This window comes from Saccharothrix sp. HUAS TT1 (genome assembly GCF_040744945.1).
In the GTDB taxonomy this organism is placed as follows: domain Bacteria; phylum Actinomycetota; class Actinomycetes; order Mycobacteriales; family Pseudonocardiaceae; genus Actinosynnema.
Map to the genome: position 1 here is coordinate 2053866 of NZ_CP160453.1, position 16858 is coordinate 2070723.

Sequence of the window (16858 nt, forward strand, 5' to 3'; positions counted from 1 at the left end):
GCGGCCGGGCCGGAGCAGAGGATCAGAAAGAAATCCGAGGAGCAATTCGATGCCCACCCCCACCAAGGGACCCCGTCTCGGGGGCTCGCCGGCCCACGAGCGGCTGATGCTGGCCAACCTGGCCACGTCCCTGTTCACCCACGGTCGGATCACGACCACTGAGGCCAAGGCGAAGCGGCTGCGCCCGTACGCCGAGAAGCTGATCAGCAAGGCGAAGGTCGGCGACCTGCACAACCGTCGCGAGATCCTGAAGGTCATCCGCGACAAGGACATCGTGCACAAGCTGTTCGCCGAGATCGGCCCGCAGTTCGCCGACCGCCCCGGTGGCTACACCCGCATCACCAAGACGCTGCCGCGCAAGGGCGACAACGCCCCCATGGCCGTGATCGAGCTGGTCGCGGAGCAGACCGTCACCTCCGAGGCGGAGCGCGCCCGCAAGACCAAGTTCGCCAAGGACGAGGCTCCCGCCAAGAACGAGACGGCGGCCGACTCGACCGAGGGGACCGCGGACACCGCGGACGTGCAGGACCAGGACGCCGAGGCGCCCGAGTCCGCCACGAAGGACGCCGCCGAGGAGCCCGCCGAGGGCGCCGACGACGCGGCGAAGACCGAGAACAAGAAGGACGAGTCCTGACGGACGCGAACTTCACCGACGAGCCCGTCGCCCCCGCTGGGGACGACGGGCTCGTTCGTGTGCGACTCGACCTGGCCTACGACGGCACGGCGTTCTCCGGCTGGGCGCGGCAGCCCGACCGCCGCACGGTGTGCGGGGTGCTGGAGGACACCATGTCCACGGTGCTGCGCGAGGACGTGCAGCTCACCGTGGCGGGCCGCACGGACGCGGGCGTGCACGCGTCCGGCCAGGTGGCGCACGTCGACCTGCGGGCCGGGGTGGACGTCGCGGGGCTGCCGAAGCGCCTGGCCAGGGCGTTGCCGGCGGACGTGCGGGTGTTCTCGGCGCGGGTCGTGCCGGGGGCGTTCGACGCGCGGTTCGCCGCGTTGCGGCGGCACTACGAGTACCGGGTCACCGACGCCGCGTTCGGCGCGCACCCGCTGCGGCGCCTGGACACCCTGGCCTGGCCCCGCCCGCTGGACCTGGACGCGTTGAACGAGGCGTCCCGGGCGCTGCTGGGCGAACGGGACTTCTGCGCGTTCTGCAAGCGGCGGGAGGGCGCGACCACGATCCGCGAGCTGCAGCGCCTGGAGTGGGTGCGCGCGGGTGACGTGCTGACCGCGCACGTGTCCGCGGACGCGTTCTGCCACTCGATGGTGCGCAGCCTGGTCGGCGCGCTGCTGGCCGTCGGGGAGGGGCGCAAGCCGGTGGGGTGGCCCGCGTCGCTGCTGTCGTCGAGCGGGCGGTCCAGCGAGGTCGCGGTGGCCCCGGCGCACGGGCTGTCGCTGGTGCGGGTCGACTACCCGGCGGACGGCGAACTGGCCGCGCGGGCGGCCGTCACCCGGAACGTGCGCGTCGCGCCCGCCGGGTAGTCCGACGGGCCCGCAATCGTTTGCGCCGGCTCAGAAGCCGAGTTCGTCCAGATCGACCGTTACGGGGATCGGGGAGGCCGTGATGGTCGTCGGTCCGCCGGAGTCGATGGTGTTCTCGACCTCGTACTCGCCCGCGCCGAGGCGGTGGGCGGTGGGCTTCAGGCCGCTGAACCTGTTCGTCTGCTCGATCGTCCACACGAACGGCACCCCCGCCGAGGCGTAGGCGGCCATCTTCGCCTCCCGCTCCGAACGCGTGTTGCCGGGTGACCAGACCTCCACCGCCAGCAGCAGCGCTTCCGCGGGAAAGCTCGCCCCCGTCGGCTTCCGGTCCAGGATCACGGCGTCGGGGATCAGGGCCGTGCGCAGGGCCGATGAGATCTTCACCCCCACCGGTGGGGCGAAGAACAGGTCGGATCGCCCGGTGGCCCGGATCGTGTCGTCGATCCACCTGCCCAGCCAGTAGGCGGTGAGTTGGTGTTCGCCGGAAGGTGGGGGAGTCACGTGGAAGTGTCCAAAGATCAGCTCGATGCGCGACCCGTCCTCCGCAGGGGGCAGGTCGAGCCATTCCTCGACGGTGTGCGGGCCGATCATCGGGTTCGGCAGGGCTTCTTCCTTCAGGGCTGTGGACACGACTACAACCTCCGCGATCGACTTGATTATGACCCTGCCACAGTCCCACTGGGGCGACACCGGCCCTGATCAGGTGAAATGCGGAGCGGCCCCGCACCGGGGAGGGTGCGGGGCCGCTGTCGTGCGGTCGGGCCGTCGGCGACTACAGGTCGAGGGTCCAGGTGTCGATGTAGCCGGTGTCCTGGCTGTACGAGTCGCGCACGCGCAGCTGCCAGGTGCCGTTGGCGTTCTCCGCCGACAGGTTCAGCGTGTAGGTCGCGTCCACGTTGTCCGCGCCGTCCGAGCCCGACTGCACCTTGAGCTGCTTGACCGCGCCGCTCGGCGTGATCAGGTCGATCGCCAGGTCGCCCCGGTAGGTGTGCTTGACGTGCACCTCGACGGTGGCGGCCGTGCCCGCCTTGCCGGCGCAGTCGGTCACCGGGATCGGGCTGGACGCGGTGCCCAGGTCCGGCACGGCCACGTCGGTCGCGTTGGTCTTGGCCGGGCAGCCGGTGGGCGGGGTGGTGCCGCCGACGAGCCTGAGCAGCTTGTTCGGCGAACCGGTGCCCGCGTTGCCGACCACGCCGTTCGTCGCGGCGTTCACCAGGGCGTCGCGCACCTGCTGCGGCGTGGCGGCGGGGTTGGCGGACAGGTAGACCGCCGCCGCGCCGACCACGTGCGGCGTGGCCATGGACGTGCCGCTGATCGTGTTGGTGGCGGTGTCGTTGGTGTGCCAGGCCGAGGTGATGCTGGAGCCCGGCGCGAAGATGTCCAGGCAGGTGCCGATGTTGGAGAACGACGACCGGGCGTCGGTGTTGGTCGTGGAACCGACCGTGATCGCCTCCAGCGTGCGCGCCGGCGTCGTGTTGCACGCGTTGGCGCCGCTGTCGTTGCCCGCCGCGAGGCCGTAGGTCACGCCCGCCGCGATGGAGTTGCGCACGGCCTGGTCGACCGTGGCGTCCGCGCCGCCGCCGAGCGACATGTTCGCGACGGCCGGCTTGGCCGCGTTCGCGGTGACCCAGTCGATGCCCGCGATGACGCCCGCGTAGGTGCCGGAGCCCGCGCAGTTCAGCACCCGCACGCCGACCAGCTTGGCCTTCTTCGCCACGCCGTGCTTCGTGCCGCCGACGGTGCCCGCGACGTGCGTGCCGTGGCCGTTGCAGTCGGCGGCGTCGTTGTCGTTGTCGACGGTGTCGCGACCGCTCACGGCGCGACCGCCGAAGTCGCTGTGCGAGAACCGGATGCCCGTGTCGATGATGTAGGCGGTGACGCCCTCACCCTCGTTCGGGTAGGTGTAGGAGTTGTCCAGCGGCAGCGCGGCCTGGTCGATCCGGTCCAGGCCCCACGACGGGGTCGGCGTCTGCGTGCCGGAGATCTTCACCTCGCCGTCCTGCTGCACGTAGGACACCGACGGGTCGGCGGCCAGCTTGCGGGCCTGCGCCTCGGTCATGGTGGCCGAGAAGCCGCGCAGCGCGCTGGTGTACGTGTGCTTGACGTTCGCCTGGTACTTGCCGCTCAGCGTGCCGACGCTGCTCGTGCTCATGTCCTTGAGCACGACGATGTAGCTGTCCTTGACCGCGTTCGGCGCGTCCGACCCGAGGATCCGACCCTCCGCCGCGGTCGAGGTGAAGCTGGTCAGCGCGGCCGTGACCGCGAACGCCGTGCCGGTGGCCAGTCCCACACCGGCTGCCCGTCTCATCCAGGACGCGCGCACGTCTGCCATGGCAGGGGTTCTCCTCTTCGCAGGGGTGGTGTCCGACCGGTGTCGCCCTGAAACCGGTCGAGCACGTTGAGTTGTTCCTAGTTCGCCCCGCGGGGGTGAAGCAAGAATTTCGGCGGATCAACCGACGAACGGCTCCTCCACAGTTTTATTCGGACTGTGAACGAATTGCTGCGGAGAGTCACTGGACCCGGGCGAAAAAATATGCCCCCGGACGAGGTCCGGGGGCACGGGCAACAGCGGGGCGGCGGTCAGTCGCCGCGCCGGACCGCACCGAGGATCTGCTGCTCACCGGGGGTGGTGACCAGGCGCAACGGCCGCCACAGGTTCGTCCCGAGCGCGATCACCTGGTCGTCCTTGAGCGTGGTGAGCTGGTGCGCCATCTGCGGCGGCAACCGCCAGATCTGACTCGCCAACTGCGCCTGCCCGACCGGTAGCCGTTGCAGCAGCACCAGGTCCGCGGAATTCGCCGTCGTCGCCGCCTGGGGGTGCAAATAGGGCAACACGTACATAGTGGTCTGCCACGGCGAGCGCGGCGGGAACAGTTCCTGCGGCACGTGGCCGCCGTCGTGCACGACCAGCAGCGGGCTGTCCTCGGACGGCCGCGGCAGCTCGACCGGGCTCAGCCGGCGCAGCTGCACCAGCGGCGAGGGGCGGCCGTCCGGTCCCGCGCCCGCGGCGCGCACCACGGGCTGCCAGGCCGCCGGGCGACCCGTCGCGATGGTGATCCACGCGCCCGTCGCCATCGCCCGCAGCGCGATCTGCCTGGCCAGGTACAGCCCGCCGACCACCACCATGCGGGTCGGCGCGGACCGCAGCACCGAGATCGTCAGCGGCTCGCCCTGGAGGCCGGAGCCGAGCACCATGCCGCCGCGGTCGCCCGACGGGCTCACCACGTCCAGCATCTGGGGCGACACCAGGAACTCCGGCGCCACGCCCCGGCCCTGCGAGTCCATCAAGCGGGAACTGCTCACGCCACACCTCCGAGCGGCAGCGTCGCGGCCAGGCCGGCGACCTGGAGGCCGTTCAACGGGGTCAGCGTGATGTCCAGCTTGTCGGACAGCGCCTTGAGCCGGTCGTCCGCGCGGTCCAGCTCGGACGGCGTCCGCGCGCTCACCCGCACCATGCCGCGCAGGCCGACCTGGCCCTGCTCGCTGCTCGGTGAGATCGTCATCGACAGCGTCGAGGACAGCGCCCGCACGCCGGTCAGCGCGTTGAGGTTGTTGCGCACGCCCTTGGACGGCCAGCCGGTGATCGCGTAGCTGGCGTGGCCGACGCCGCCCGCCGTCACGCCGGACCACTTCTCGCGCAGCGACACCGGGTTGTTCGACCCGGCCACCGAGGTCAGCTCGGCCGCCGAGATGCCCGCCCGGATCAGCTCGTCCGGGTCGAGCGGGCGGATCGACACGCCCGTCGACTCCAGCGCGTTGCGGACCCGCGAGAGCGCGCCGATCAACGCGCGGTGCGCGCCCACGACGCCGCCGCCGCGCTCCCGGATCGCCGCCGCGCACCGCTTCGGGTCCAGCCGCACGGCGATCCACGTGGTCCGGCGCGCCGCGGCGGGCAGCGGGCCGAGCACTTCCATGTACGAGTTCAGCGCGGGGGAGTTCGCGGGCAGCGCCGCGCTGCCCGGGTAGCAGTGCCAGATCACCGAGATCGCGTCCAGGACCACGCCGCGGTCCTCCAGCGTCGGCGCGAGCGCGCCCAGCGGCAGCGACGGCGCGCTGCCCACCGCGGTGATCAGCCCCGGCGCCGGGTCGACCAGCAGCACGGCGGTCCACGCGCCCTGGTGCCACGCCATGCCGAGCGGCCGGCGCTCGTGGTCGACGCCCCTGGCCACCACCAGGTCCGGCACCGCGAGGCGCAGCAGCGCCACCCGCGGGTCGTCCGGGCCGATGACCGAGGACTCCTCCTCCGACGGCGGCTTCATCTCGACCGGGCCGCTGCGCTTGGCCGTGCGGCCGTGCGAGCGGAAGCTGTAGCGCACCACCAGGTTGATCCACTGGGTCAGCCACCGGCCGCGGGACTTGGTGAACGCGAGGACCAGCGCGATCAGCACGATGCCGCCCGCGACGTACATGGGCGCCGGCTCGACGCTGTCACCGGTCGCGCCGACGGCGAGCAGGACCAGGCCGATGGCGACGCCGACCTCCAGCACAACCAGGTTGGCGACCGGCAGCGCGCCCAGGCTCGCGCCTGCGGTGCGGCGGCGCGCCCGGAGCAGCGCGGCGCGCACGGCGCCGCCTGCCGCCTGCGCGCGTGCCGCGGCGGGGTTGGGCTGGCCCGGATGTTGGGTGGTCACGGACATCCGCTCTGGTTCTCTTTCCCGTCGGCGTGCGCCGGGCGGACCGACCGGGTCTCACCAACCCGCACACGGACCACCCGCCGTCCGGCTATCGTGCAGACCGTACCGCGACTGGGAGAGCAGCGAGCCGAGAATGGCATCAACACCCACCACCAAGTCACAGGTCCAGGCTTACCGCTTCGTGCTGCGCAGGATGCAGTCCGCCCTGGTGCGCAGGGACGCGGTGATGCTGCACGACCCGATGCGCACGCACTCGCGCGCCACCGCGGTGGGCGTCCTGCTCGGCATCATCGGCATGATCGGGTTCTTGATCTTCGGCTTCTTCTCGCCGGACCCGCAGGTCGACGACCAGACCCAGATCGCCATCTCCAAGGAGACCGGCCAGGTCTACGTCGTGCAGGCGTCGGGCAAGACCAAGACGCTGATCCCGATGACGAACCTGGCGTCCGCGCGGTTGCTGCTGCTGCAGCGGTCCAACCCGGACACGGGCAAGGCCGAGGTCGCGGGCGGTGACGCGGCGGCGGGCCAGGTGAACGCGGGTCCGCAGGTCGCGGGCGGCGAGCCGAAGCTGGTCACCGAGAAGGCGTTGGCGAAGCTGGCCAAGGGCCGGCTGACCGGCATCCCGGACGGCCCGGACATGCTGCCCAAGCCCGAGGACCGGATCGGCGCGGACTGGTCGGTGTGCGACACGCTGACGCTGGACGAGTCGCTGAACGACCCGTCGGCCCAGGGCAAGTTCACCACCACGGTGCTGGCCGGCTACAGCGGCGGCGGCGAGCTGCTGGACGGCAACCGCGCCCTGCTGGTGCGCGCGGGCACCGACGACAAGCAGGCGTACCTGATCTACAAGGCGCCGGTGAACTCCAAGGTCACCTCGACGTCGACGGTGCGGGCGAAGGTCGACCTGACCAACGCCGAGGTGCGCACCGCGCTCAACCTGAGCCAGAAGAAGCCGCGCGCGGTCAGCTCCGGCCTGCTCAACGCCATCCCCGAGGCCAAGCCGCTGGTGGCGCCGGAGATCGAGGGCCGCGGCCAGGGCGTGACCTACGTGCAGGGCGAGAACCTGCGGATCGGCGACGTGATCGAGGTCTCGCGCACCGGCGCGGACTCCAAGTTCTACGTCGCGCTCAAGGACGGCCTGCAGGAGGTCAGCAAGGCCGCGGGCGACCTCATCCGGGCCACCTACGCGCAGGGCGCCAAGCCGAGGCTGGTCGACATCGCGCGGATCAACAACGCGCCGACGGTCAGCGACCTCGACTTCGCCGACTACCCGACCGAGGTGCCGGAGACGCTGGAGCCCAACCAGAACAACCGGGTGATCTGCCTGGGCTGGCAGGCGCAGAACGTCAACTCGGCCAACAAGTCGCAGCACACCAAGGTCACCATCGCGCCGTCGCTGCCGATCCCGTCCGACGTGCCGCCGGTGGAGATCAACCAGGTCGGCGCGACCGGCGAGGTCGTCAGCCAGTTCGTGATGGCGCCGGGCAAGGCGGCCGTGGTGCGCAGCGCGACGTCCACCCAGGACTTCGCCAGCGGCCCGATCCACCTGATCACCGGTCGCGGCGTGAAGTACGGCATCCCCGACGTGCTGACCAGCGGTGCGCTGGGGCTGGGCGCGGACGGGTTCTCGCCCGGACCGGAGTCGATCCTGCGGCTGCTGCCCAACGGGCCGCAGCTCAACCGCAACGACGCCGCCCGCAGCTGGGACTCCATCCCGGTGCCCAAGAGCAACAGCCTGCTGCCCGAGGAGCGGGCGAAGCAGGGGAGCTGAGCCCTTCGGCGGAACCGGCGTGGTCCGGTTCCCGTCAGAGGGTGCAGGAGGTGTCGGGGTGAACGAGGTCACACGCGGGCCCGCGGTCGCGGCGACGGGCGGTGGTCGCGTCGAGGTCGACGCCCGCTGGCTGGAGCTGTACGCGAAGCGGGTCGAAGAGGCCGCCGAGGAGCTGACCCGCGCTCGCGACGAGCTCCGGGAGGAGCCGGTGCGCGCGAAGAGCTTCGGCGAGCTGGGGCGGGCGCTGCGCAACGCCGAGGCGTACGGCCGGGCCGCCGGGATGCTGGACCGGCAGCTCGACCGGGCGTGCGCGGTGCTGGCGTCCGCGGCGTCGGGCCTGCACGAGGTGGCCGACCACTACGGCTCCCAGGACGACGACGCGATCGCGTTGATCAAGGCGGTCGACCGCCGGGCGGGGTTGGGCTGATGCGCGGCAGGGACGGCAGGCAGATCGCCGCCGAGGTCGGGCCGGAGCTGGACTACCTGACCGGGATCAGCCGGCGGCTCGGCGTGCGCGACCTCGTGGCGGACTACTTCACGCCGGTGGTCGGCGACTGGAACGACCTGCACGACGAGGCGGAGCGCTGGCGCCGGGCCGGGCTCGTCGCCGAGCACGTGACGCGCGACCTGACCAAGCCGCTGGGCAGGCTGGACTCGGCGTGGCAGGGCAAGGACGCGGACGCGTTCGTCGACCACATGCGGCAGGTCGGGCTGGCCGGGCACGACATGTCCGACGCGATGCACGCCATGGGCGAGGCGCTGGACCAGACCGCCGAGGGCATCCGCGACATCGTGCAGGACATGTCCCGGGTGTTCGCCGAGGCGGCCGACGCGGTGTCCGGCGCGGCGGCGCTGCCGGTGGACGGCGACCGGCGCGTGGTGGAGGTGCTGGACGAGCTGCACGACCCGGCCAAGGAGCTGCACGAGTCGGTGCGGGACGTGCTGGAGGCGTTCCTGCGGCTGTGCGACGGCGTGTCCGGTTCGGCGGGCTTCGCCGACGTGCGGATGGAGCACGAGTACCCCGAGAAGGACTGGACCTTCACCGCGCCCGCGAAGCCGACCGCCCCCGAGCCCGCCGTGACGCCGCCGGCCGAGGCCGAGCCGACCGGGACCAAGCCCGCCGCGACCGGCGGTGGCGGTTCGGGCTCCGGCGGTTCCGGTGGCGGTGCGCCCGGTGGCGGTGGTGGTGGCGTCCCCGGTGGTGGTGGTGGGCTGCCCGGTGGAGGCTCTGCGCCGCAGATGCAGCCGGGTGGGTCGACCGGTGTGTCCGAGCCGCACCCCGCGGAGCCCGGTCCCCGTCCGGCGGCCGCGGCGGCCGGGCCGTCCGGCGCTCCGGCGGGCGCGGGCGGCGCCGGGGTGGTGGGCGGCGGGATGATGGGCGGCATGGGCGCCGGCGGTCAGCAGGGCGGCGACAAGGAGCACAAGTCGAAGGTCCAGCTGGCCGGCTCGACCGAGCAGGTCTTCGGCAAGCCCAAGAAGTCCGCCCCGCCGGTCCTGGGCGAGGACTGAGAGCGGGACGTCGGGAGGGCCGCCCCCTCGGGAGCGGCCCTCCCGGCGTCAGATCGTCGAGCGCTTGGGCGGGGCCGGTCGCCTGGCGCGGTTGCGGTTCACCGTGTGCACGATGAACAGCGTCAGCAGCAGCAGGCCGACGCCCGCGCCCGTGCCGGACAGCGCCACGATCATCGGCGTGTCGCTCGGCGGGTTCAGCGGACCCAGGTCGGTCATCAGCGGCGCCGGGGTGACCGGCTTCGCGCCCGGTCGCTCGGACGGCAGCTCGGCGGTCAGCGCGGCCACCGGGTTGATCATCCCGTAGCCGACCTTGTGGTCGCGGCCCAGCGGGTTGCCGGGGTGCTGCGCGGTCGCCTTGACCCGGTCCATGACCTGCCGCGCGGTCAGGTCGGGGAACCGCTGGCGCACCAGCGCGACCACGCCCGACACGTACGGCGCGGCGAAGCTGGTGCCCTGGATCGCGGTGAGCCTGCCGTTGCTGTCCCGGTTCGCGTCGGTCAGGCCCTTGCCCGCCGGGTCGAGGCTGACGATGTTCTCGCCCGGCGCGGCCACGCTGATCCACGGGCCCCACACCGAGAACGACGAGACCTCGCCCTCCATGTTCATCGACGCCACCGACAGCACGTCGTCGGAGTACCACGGCGGCGACGCGACCACGTTGACGTTGCTCGGGTTCTGCTTGTCGTTCTGGCTCTGGCAGCCGCTCTTGGAGTCGATGTTGCCCGCGGCGGTCACGATGACCACGTTCTTGTCGTTGACCGCCCAGTTGATCGCGGCCTGCAGCTCGCGCTCCTGAGCGCTGGGCTCGCGCGGCGCGTCGCACGCGGTCAGCGAGATGTTGATGACGTTCGCGCCCTGGTCCACGGCGGACACGATGGCCTTGGCCAGCGTGCCGACCTTGCCCGCGGTCGGCCGGCTGTCCTTCTTCGCCGGGTCGTCGAACTTGTAGTTCTGGCTGGTCTGCCGGAACGCCAGCACCTCCACGTCCGGCGCGGCGCCGACGAAGCCGGTCTCGTCGTCCCGGCTGGCCGCCGCCACGCCCGCGACCTCGGTGCCGTGGCCGTCGCAGTCCTTGACGCCCTGCTCCGCGGTCTCCACGTAGTCACCGCCCGGCCGGACCCGGCCGGCCAGCCGCGGGTGCTCGGCGTTGACGCCGGTGTCGATGACGGCGAGCTTGACGCCCTTGCCGGTGGCGAAGCGGTGCGCCTCCTCCAGCCGGAGCTGCATCTGGCCCCACGGCTTGTTCGGGATGGGGCGCTCGTCCGTGCCGGACGTGACGCACTCCACGGCCTTCTGGTAGTTGACGTCCTCCTGCGGCGGCTCGGGCGCGCGCAGGAACGACCGGTCCACCGCCGGCGGCTGCGAGTTCGGCCGGTCGGCCGGGGTCGTCGGCTGGGCGTGCGCGCCGGGCGCGGTGACCAGGGTGACCGCCGCCGCGGTCAGGGCGGCGAACTTGCGGATGCGCATCAGGGCCTCACGCGGGGATGAGCTGGCGCATGGCGACGTACAGGTCCATCACCGCCAGCGCCAGCGGCAGCACCGCGGCGATCAGGATGGCCTCCAGCACGTCGACCGTGCGGCGCAGCACCGGGGAGAACTTCTGGTTGGGGAAGATCACGCCGAGCACCAGCGCGCCCGCGCCGACCACCACGAGGGTGCCGAACACGAACAGCAGCCGGTCGCCGGCCGAGGACTGCACCAGCCAGCCGAGCAGCACGCCCGCGCCCGCGGCCATGCCGCTGGCCAGCAGCGCCACCGCCTGCGCGCCGTTGGCGTAGGCCCGGCCGCGCAGCAGCAGCACCAGCGTCACCACGATCGCCAGCAGCGGGCCCCAGATGGTGCCGTCGCCCGCCGCGATCACGGCGAACAGCGCGGCGATGCCGCCACAGCCGATGATCATGCCGGTCAGGTACTCGTGCGCGTTGGCCGTGCGCCGCTCGATGACGGAGTACTCCGGGAAGCCGGTGTCCTCCTTCAGGTCCTCGGCGCTGCCCGGCACGGTCGGCAGCGGCAGCTTGGCCAGCTGGATCGTCAACCGCGGCAGCGCGGACAGCATCGCCAGCGAGACGGCCGCGGTGGCCGCCGCGATGCCCTCCAGGGGGTGGTCCACGAAGAGGCCGACCAGGAACGCCAGGCCGCTCAGCGCGCCGGCCGTGGCGGCGGCGATGAACACCGTGATGCCGCGGCCGATCAGCATGATCGCGGCCGAGGCGAAGATCAGCACCAGCACGCTGGCCAGCAGCAGGCTGGCCCGGCCGATCGGGCCGGGCACGATGTACAGGCCCGCGACGTAGGCCATCGGCAGGCCGCCCGCCGCGGCGATCAGCACGCCCGTGCCGGTGGCGTTGTAGGACCGCGCCACGACCGCGCCCGCGGCCAGCGAGGCGATGGCGACCACGCCCGCGCAGATCGCCGGGCCGAGGTTGCCGCCGCCCGCCAGCGGACCGGCCATCAGCACCGCGATGGCGGCCGTGATGAGCGCCAGCGCGCCCGCCAGGTGGCCGTAGCGCCGCGCCGTGTCCTTGGTCCACGGGCGGAAGCTGTCCGGGTCGGACTCGGCGATCGCGTCGACCACGTCGTCGTACAGCGGGGGCGGCGGGTTCTCGTTGCGCTTGCGGAGCTGGAGCAGTTCGCCGTCGACCACGCCCAGCGAGGCCAGCGTGCGGCTCGGGTCGAGCGGGTTGTCGCCCAGCTTGGCCAACGCCCAACCGCCGTGGCGCACGCCACCGTCCGGAGTGGCCTCCTTGGCCATGTCGAGCAGCATCGGCAGCAGGTCGGCCACCGCGACGTCGGCGGGCAGCGCGACGTCGATACGCGTTCGCGGCGCAACCACCGTCACCCGGCTGAACACCGTCGTACCGGTCGCCACCAGCGCCCCCTAAGGTCCTGATCAGTGTGTGCTGTGGTTCCGCCCCGACCTTATTGGTCCGGTCGGACGTGCTCGGGCCCGCCCCTGAGGAGCGGACCCAGTATGGGGGCAGCGGGTCTCGGTACAGGGCCGTTCCGCGCAACACGTCGGCCGCGGATTTCACCGACCCCCCGTCGGGCGCGGGCCCGATGCGCCATAGTGTCGGTGCGACTGTGGCGTGCCCGCACGCCCGGCGCGGACTCCGGCTCGGCCGGGGTGTTCGTTGGTGGATCGACGCTGAAGAGGTGCCTGTCAGGTGAGCACGCTGCAGTTCAAGCGCACGGCACGCCTCGCCGCTCCCCGCCCCCCGGGCGGTGAGGTCCACCTCGAACCGCCGCCCGAGGTGCCCCGGGTCATCCCCGGCAACATCATGATGAAGGCGCTGCCGGTCGTGATGATCGTGTCGTCCGTCGGGATGATGGCGCTGATGTTCACGTACAGCAACCGCAGCCCGGCGGCGATGATCATGCCGGGCATGATGCTGGTGTCGACCATCGGCATGATGGCCGGCGGCATGGGCAGCGGCAAGGGCCAGAAGAAGGCCGAGATGAACGAGGACCGCAAGGACTACCTGCGCTACCTCGGCCAGATGCGCGACCGCGCCCGCGAAGCCGCCAACGAGCAGCGCGCCGAGCGCGAGTGGGTCCACCCCGACCCCCAGATGCTGTGGTCCCTGGCCACGACCCGGCGCATGTGGGAGCGCCGGCAGAACGACCCCGACTTCTGCCACCTGCGCGCGGGCCGCGGCTCGCAGCGGCTGGCCACCCGGCTCGTGCCGCCGCAGACCGGTCCGGTCGAGGAGCTGGAGCCGATCGCGACGCTGGCGCTGCGCCGGTTCGTGCGCGCCCACTCGCTGGTGCCCGACCTGCCCATCTCCATCGCGCTGCGCGGCTTCGCCGCAGTCGGCCTGCTCGGCGACATCGAGCACAAGCGCGGCCTGGCCCGCGCCCTGCTCGCCCAGATGGTGACCTTCCACTCGCCGGACGACCTGCTCGTCGCGGTCGTCACCACCGGCCGCACCAAGGCCGAGTGGGAGTGGATGAAGTGGCTGCCGCACGTGCAGCACCCGTCGATCATCGACGGCATCGGGCAGATGCGGATGATGGCCGGCTCGCTGACCGAGGTCGAGCAGATGCTGGACGAGCAGCTGCGCGACCGGCAGCGGTTCACCCGCAACGCGCCACCGCCCGCCGACCAGCCGCACATCGTGATCCTGATCGACGACGGCGACGTCACCCGGGAAGAGCAGATCATCCTGGAGGAGGGCCTGGTCGGCGTCACGCTGTTCGACCTGTCCGAGTCCCTGGGCAACCTGACCGCCCGCCGCGGCCTGCGGCTGGTGATCGAGGACGGCAAGCTCGGCGCGCGCAGCGCCAGCGGCGTCGAGTGGTTCGGCTCGCCGGACTGGCTGAGCGTGGTCGAGGCCGAGGCGCTGGCCCGCAGGCTGTCGCCGTACCGGATCGGCGGCGTGGACGCGGGCGGCAGCGACGAGGACCCGCTGTCGATGAGCAACAACCCGCCGCTGCTGGAGTTCCTGGGCATCCCCGGCGACCCGATGACGTTCGACGTGCAGGCGGCCTGGCGGCCGCGGCCGGTGCGCGACCGCTACCGGGTGCCGTTCGGCATCGGCGAGTTCGGGCAGCAGGTCGAGCTGGACATCAAGGAAGCGGCCATGGAGGGCATGGGCCCGCACGGCCTGTGCATCGGCGCGACCGGTTCCGGCAAGTCGGAGTTCCTGCGCACGCTGGTGCTGGGCATGCTGGCCACGCACTCCTCGACCTCGCTGAACATGATCCTGGTCGACTTCAAGGGCGGCGCGACGTTCCTCGGCCTGGACAAGGCGCCGCACGTGGCCGCGACGATCACCAACCTGGCGGGCGACCTGACCCTGGTCGACCGGATGAAGGACGCCATCGCCGGTGAGGTCTCCCGGCGGCAGGAAGTGCTGGCCAAGGGCAACTACAAGAACGTCTGGGACTACGAGAAGGCGCGCGAGAACGGCGCCGACCTCGACCCGCTGCCCGCGCTGTTCATCTGCATCGACGAGTTCTCCGAGATGCTGACGGCGAAGCCGGACTTCATCGACATCTTCCTCCAGATCGGCCGCGTCGGCCGGTCGCTGCAGATGCACATGCTGCTCGCGTCGCAGCGGCTTGAAGAGGGCAAGCTGCGCGGTCTGGACACGTTCCTGTCCTACCGGATCGGTCTGAAGACGTTCTCCGCCGCCGAGTCGCGCGCCGCGATCGGCGTGCCGGACGCCTACGAGCTGCCGCCCATCCCGGGCTCGGGCTACCTGGGCGTGCAGGGCTCGCCGCTGACCCGGTTCAAGGCGCTGTACGTGTCCGGCCCGTACCGGCCCGCCGGGTTGCAGGTCGCGGGCCCGTCCGCGCCGGTGACCAGCGACAAGCGGCCGCGCTACTTCGTGCCGGACTACATCGAGATCCCCAAGGAGCCGATCAGGCCGATCGAGCCGGTCAAGCAGGAGAAGAAGGAGGAGGACAGCAACGAGCCGTCCGAGCTGGAGGTCATCGTCGAGCGGCTGGTGGGCCAGGGCCCGCCCGCGCACGAGGTGTGGCTGCCGCCGCTCAACGAGCCGCCGTCGCTGGACACCCTGCTGCCGCCCCTGCAGCCGACCGAGGACCGCGGCCTGACCGCGCCGGGCTTCTTCTCCAACGGCAAGCTCCAGGTGCCGCTGGGCGTGGTGGACAAGCCGTTCGAGCAGCGGCGCGACCTGCTGTGGGCGGACTTCTCCGGCGCCGCGGGCCACGGCGCGATCGTCGGCGGTCCGCAGTCGGGCAAGTCGATGATGCTGCGGACGTTGATCACGTCGATGGCGTTGACGCACACGCCGGAGGAGGCGCAGTTCTACTGCCTCGACCTCGGTGGCGGCACGCTCGCGTCGCTGGAGAACCTGCCGCACGTCGGTGGGTTCGCCAGCCGGTTGGACGTGGACAAGGCGCGCCGGATGGTGGCCGAGCTGTCGGGCCTGATCACCGAGCGCGAGCAGCGGTTCCGGGCGCAGGGGATCGACTCGATGGTCGAGTTCCGCAACCGCAAGCGGCGCGGTGAGATCCGGGACGACAACTTCGGCGACGCGTTCCTGGTCGTGGACGGCTGGATGAACTTCCGGCAGGAGTTCGAGGCGCTGGAGCCGGCCGTCCAGGCGCTCGCGGCGCAGGGCCTGTCCTACGGCGTGCACGTGGTGGTGGCGGCGAACCGGTGGGCGGAGATCCGGCCCGCGATGAAGGACCTGCTGGGCACGCGGTTCGAGCTGCGGCTGGGTGACACCAGCGAGTCCGAGGTGGACCGGAAGGTCGCGGTGAACGTGCCCGCGGGTCGGCCGGGCCGTGGTCTGTCGCCGCAGAAGCTGCACTTCCTCACCGCGCTGCCGCGGGTCGACGCGTCGTCGGACGCGGAGAACGTGGCGGCGGGCGTGCAGGACATGATCGCCAAGGTCGCCGGCGCGTGGCGCGGCCGGCGCGCGCCGCAGGTCCGCCTGCTGCCGGACCTGCTGCCGTACAACGACTTCATGGCCCAGGTGCACCAGCAGCGGCCGAACCGGGGCCACCTGGTGCCGATCGGCGTCAACGAGGACGAGCTGGCGCCGGTGTACCTGGACTTCGACTCCGACCCGCACTTCATGGCGCTGGCCGACGGCGAGTCGGGCAAGACGAACATGCTGCGCACCATCGTGCGCGGGATCATGACCAGCTACACCTCGAACGAGGCGCTGATCATGCTGGTCGACTACCGGCGCACGATGCTGGGCTACATCGAGACCGACCACCTGCTGTCCTACGCGGTGTCGTCGGCGCAGCTGACGGACATGATCAAGGACGTCCGCGGCTCGATGGTCAACCGGCTGCCCGGCCCGGACGTCACCCAGGAGCAGCTGAAGAACCGCTCCTGGTGGAAGGGCCCGGAGCTGTTCGTGGTGGTGGACGACTACGACCTGGTCGCGCCGCAGGGCGCGCAGAACCCGCTGCAGCCGCTGGCGGAGTTCATCCCGCAGGCCAAGGACGTCGGCCTGCACATCGTCGCGGTGCGCCGGATGGGTGGCGCGTCGCGGGCGATGTACGACCCGATCCTGGGCAAGCTGAAGGAGATCTCCGCGCCGATCATGGTGGGCTCCGGCTCGAAGGAGGAGGGCTCGATCGTGGGCAACCTCAAGGCTTCGCCGCAGCCGCCCGGCCGGGGCACGCTGGTCACCCGCAAGCTCGGCCAGCAGCGCATCCAGCTGGCGTGGATCGACCCGGACTGACCGGGTCCGCGCGGACAGCGGTGGAAGGGCCTCGCTCCGGCGGGGCCCTTCCGCGTCGCGCGGGTCGGGTGCCGCATGGGTCGGGCGCTGCGTGGTCGGGCGCTGCGTGGTCGGGCGTCGCGTGGTTCGGGCGTCGCGTGGTCGGGCGTCGCGTGGTTCGGCGCCGCTGCTGGAAGGCCCGCGCGGTTCGACGGAACTGCCGAACCGGCGCGGGCCACGGGTCACCGCGACGACCCACCGGCGGGAACGGCTGTACCCCCCGGCGTCGCTGACGGCCGTGCGCGCGGTGG

Annotated in this window: 12 protein-coding genes; 6 read left to right on the forward strand and 6 right to left on the reverse strand. The window is 72.0% G+C overall.

All coding sequences use genetic code 11. The features are described 5' to 3' along the window. Window positions 1-49: 49 nt before the first annotated feature. Together rplQ and truA are read left to right on the forward strand one after the other, a co-directional pair. Window positions 50-634, forward strand: coding sequence for a 50S ribosomal protein L17 (gene rplQ, locus AB0F89_RS10240; protein ID WP_367134861.1), 585 nt, complete (start codon window positions 50-52; stop codon window positions 632-634). A 59-nt stretch (window positions 635-693) separates the two neighbouring features. Beyond that, window positions 694-1485, forward strand: coding sequence for a tRNA pseudouridine(38-40) synthase TruA (gene truA / locus AB0F89_RS10245; RefSeq protein ID WP_367134863.1), 792 nt, complete (start codon window positions 694-696; stop codon window positions 1483-1485). A 30-nt stretch (window positions 1486-1515) separates the two neighbouring features. Here the strand turns inward: truA and AB0F89_RS10250 are convergent, their stop codons facing one another. The 4 genes from AB0F89_RS10250 to eccE form a co-directional block, all read right to left on the reverse strand. Next, complete coding sequence (locus AB0F89_RS10250; protein WP_367134865.1) at window positions 1516-2115, reverse strand: Uma2 family endonuclease; 600 nt, start codon at window positions 2113-2115, stop codon at window positions 1516-1518. Between the two features lie 142 nt (window positions 2116-2257). Further along, window positions 2258-3817, reverse strand: coding sequence for a S8 family serine peptidase (locus AB0F89_RS10255; protein ID WP_367134867.1), 1560 nt, complete (start codon window positions 3815-3817; stop codon window positions 2258-2260). Between the two features lie 248 nt (window positions 3818-4065). After that, window positions 4066-4770: a hypothetical protein gene (locus tag AB0F89_RS10260; protein WP_367138806.1), complete on the reverse strand. Its 705-nt coding sequence runs from the start codon at window positions 4768-4770 to the stop codon at window positions 4066-4068. 14 nt (window positions 4771-4784) lie between these two features. Next, complete coding sequence (gene eccE / locus AB0F89_RS10265; protein WP_367134869.1) at window positions 4785-6122, reverse strand: type VII secretion protein EccE; 1338 nt, start codon at window positions 6120-6122, stop codon at window positions 4785-4787. 130 nt (window positions 6123-6252) lie between these two features. Here eccE and eccB point away from each other — a divergent pair, with 130 nt between their 5' ends. Genes eccB through AB0F89_RS10280 form a run of 3 tightly spaced genes read left to right on the forward strand, consistent with a single transcriptional unit; the run spans window position 6253 to window position 9399 of the window. Then, entirely contained in the window at window positions 6253-7890 is a 1638-nt protein-coding gene (gene eccB / locus AB0F89_RS10270; RefSeq protein WP_367134871.1) for a type VII secretion protein EccB, read from the forward strand. Window positions 7891-7948: 58 nt separating this feature from the next. Further along, entirely contained in the window at window positions 7949-8317 is a 369-nt protein-coding gene (locus tag AB0F89_RS10275) for a hypothetical protein (RefSeq protein ID WP_367134873.1), read from the forward strand. Then, a complete protein-coding gene (locus tag AB0F89_RS10280) occupies window positions 8317-9399 on the forward strand; it encodes a WXG100 family type VII secretion target (RefSeq protein WP_367134875.1) in 1083 nt (360 codons plus the stop codon). The genes AB0F89_RS10275 and AB0F89_RS10280 overlap by 1 nt, the downstream gene beginning before the upstream one ends. 48 nt (window positions 9400-9447) lie before the next feature. On the opposite strand, the gene mycP is transcribed toward AB0F89_RS10280, so the two are convergent. Beyond that, a complete protein-coding gene (mycP, locus tag AB0F89_RS10285; RefSeq protein WP_367134877.1) occupies window positions 9448-10866 on the reverse strand; it encodes a type VII secretion-associated serine protease mycosin in 1419 nt (472 codons plus the stop codon). A gap of 7 nt (window positions 10867-10873) precedes the next feature. After that, window positions 10874-12268 (reverse strand): type VII secretion integral membrane protein EccD, encoded by a 1395-nt coding sequence (gene eccD / locus AB0F89_RS10290; RefSeq protein WP_367134879.1) that lies wholly within the window; start codon window positions 12266-12268, stop codon window positions 10874-10876. 295 nt (window positions 12269-12563) lie between these two features. On the opposite strand from eccD, the gene eccCa reads away from it, so the two are divergent. After that, entirely contained in the window at window positions 12564-16568 is a 4005-nt protein-coding gene (gene eccCa, locus AB0F89_RS10295; protein ID WP_367134881.1) for a type VII secretion protein EccCa, read from the forward strand. Window positions 16569-16858: the final 290 nt, after the last annotated feature.

Coding starts and splice junctions, on each gene's coding strand:
- rplQ (WP_367134861.1), top strand. CDS start 50: ATGCCCACCCCCACCAAGGGACCCCGTCTCGGGGGCTCGCCGGCCCAC.
- AB0F89_RS10255 (WP_367134867.1), bottom strand. CDS start 3,817: ATGGCAGACGTGCGCGCGTCCTGGATGAGACGGGCAGCCGGTGTGGGA.
- AB0F89_RS10260 (WP_367138806.1), bottom strand. CDS start 4,770: ATGGACTCGCAGGGCCGGGGCGTGGCGCCGGAGTTCCTGGTGTCGCCC.
- eccE (WP_367134869.1), bottom strand. CDS start 6,122: ATGTCCGTGACCACCCAACATCCGGGCCAGCCCAACCCCGCCGCGGCA.
- eccB (WP_367134871.1), top strand. CDS start 6,253: ATGGCATCAACACCCACCACCAAGTCACAGGTCCAGGCTTACCGCTTC.
- AB0F89_RS10280 (WP_367134875.1), top strand. CDS start 8,317: ATGCGCGGCAGGGACGGCAGGCAGATCGCCGCCGAGGTCGGGCCGGAG.
- mycP (WP_367134877.1), bottom strand. CDS start 10,866: ATGCGCATCCGCAAGTTCGCCGCCCTGACCGCGGCGGCGGTCACCCTG.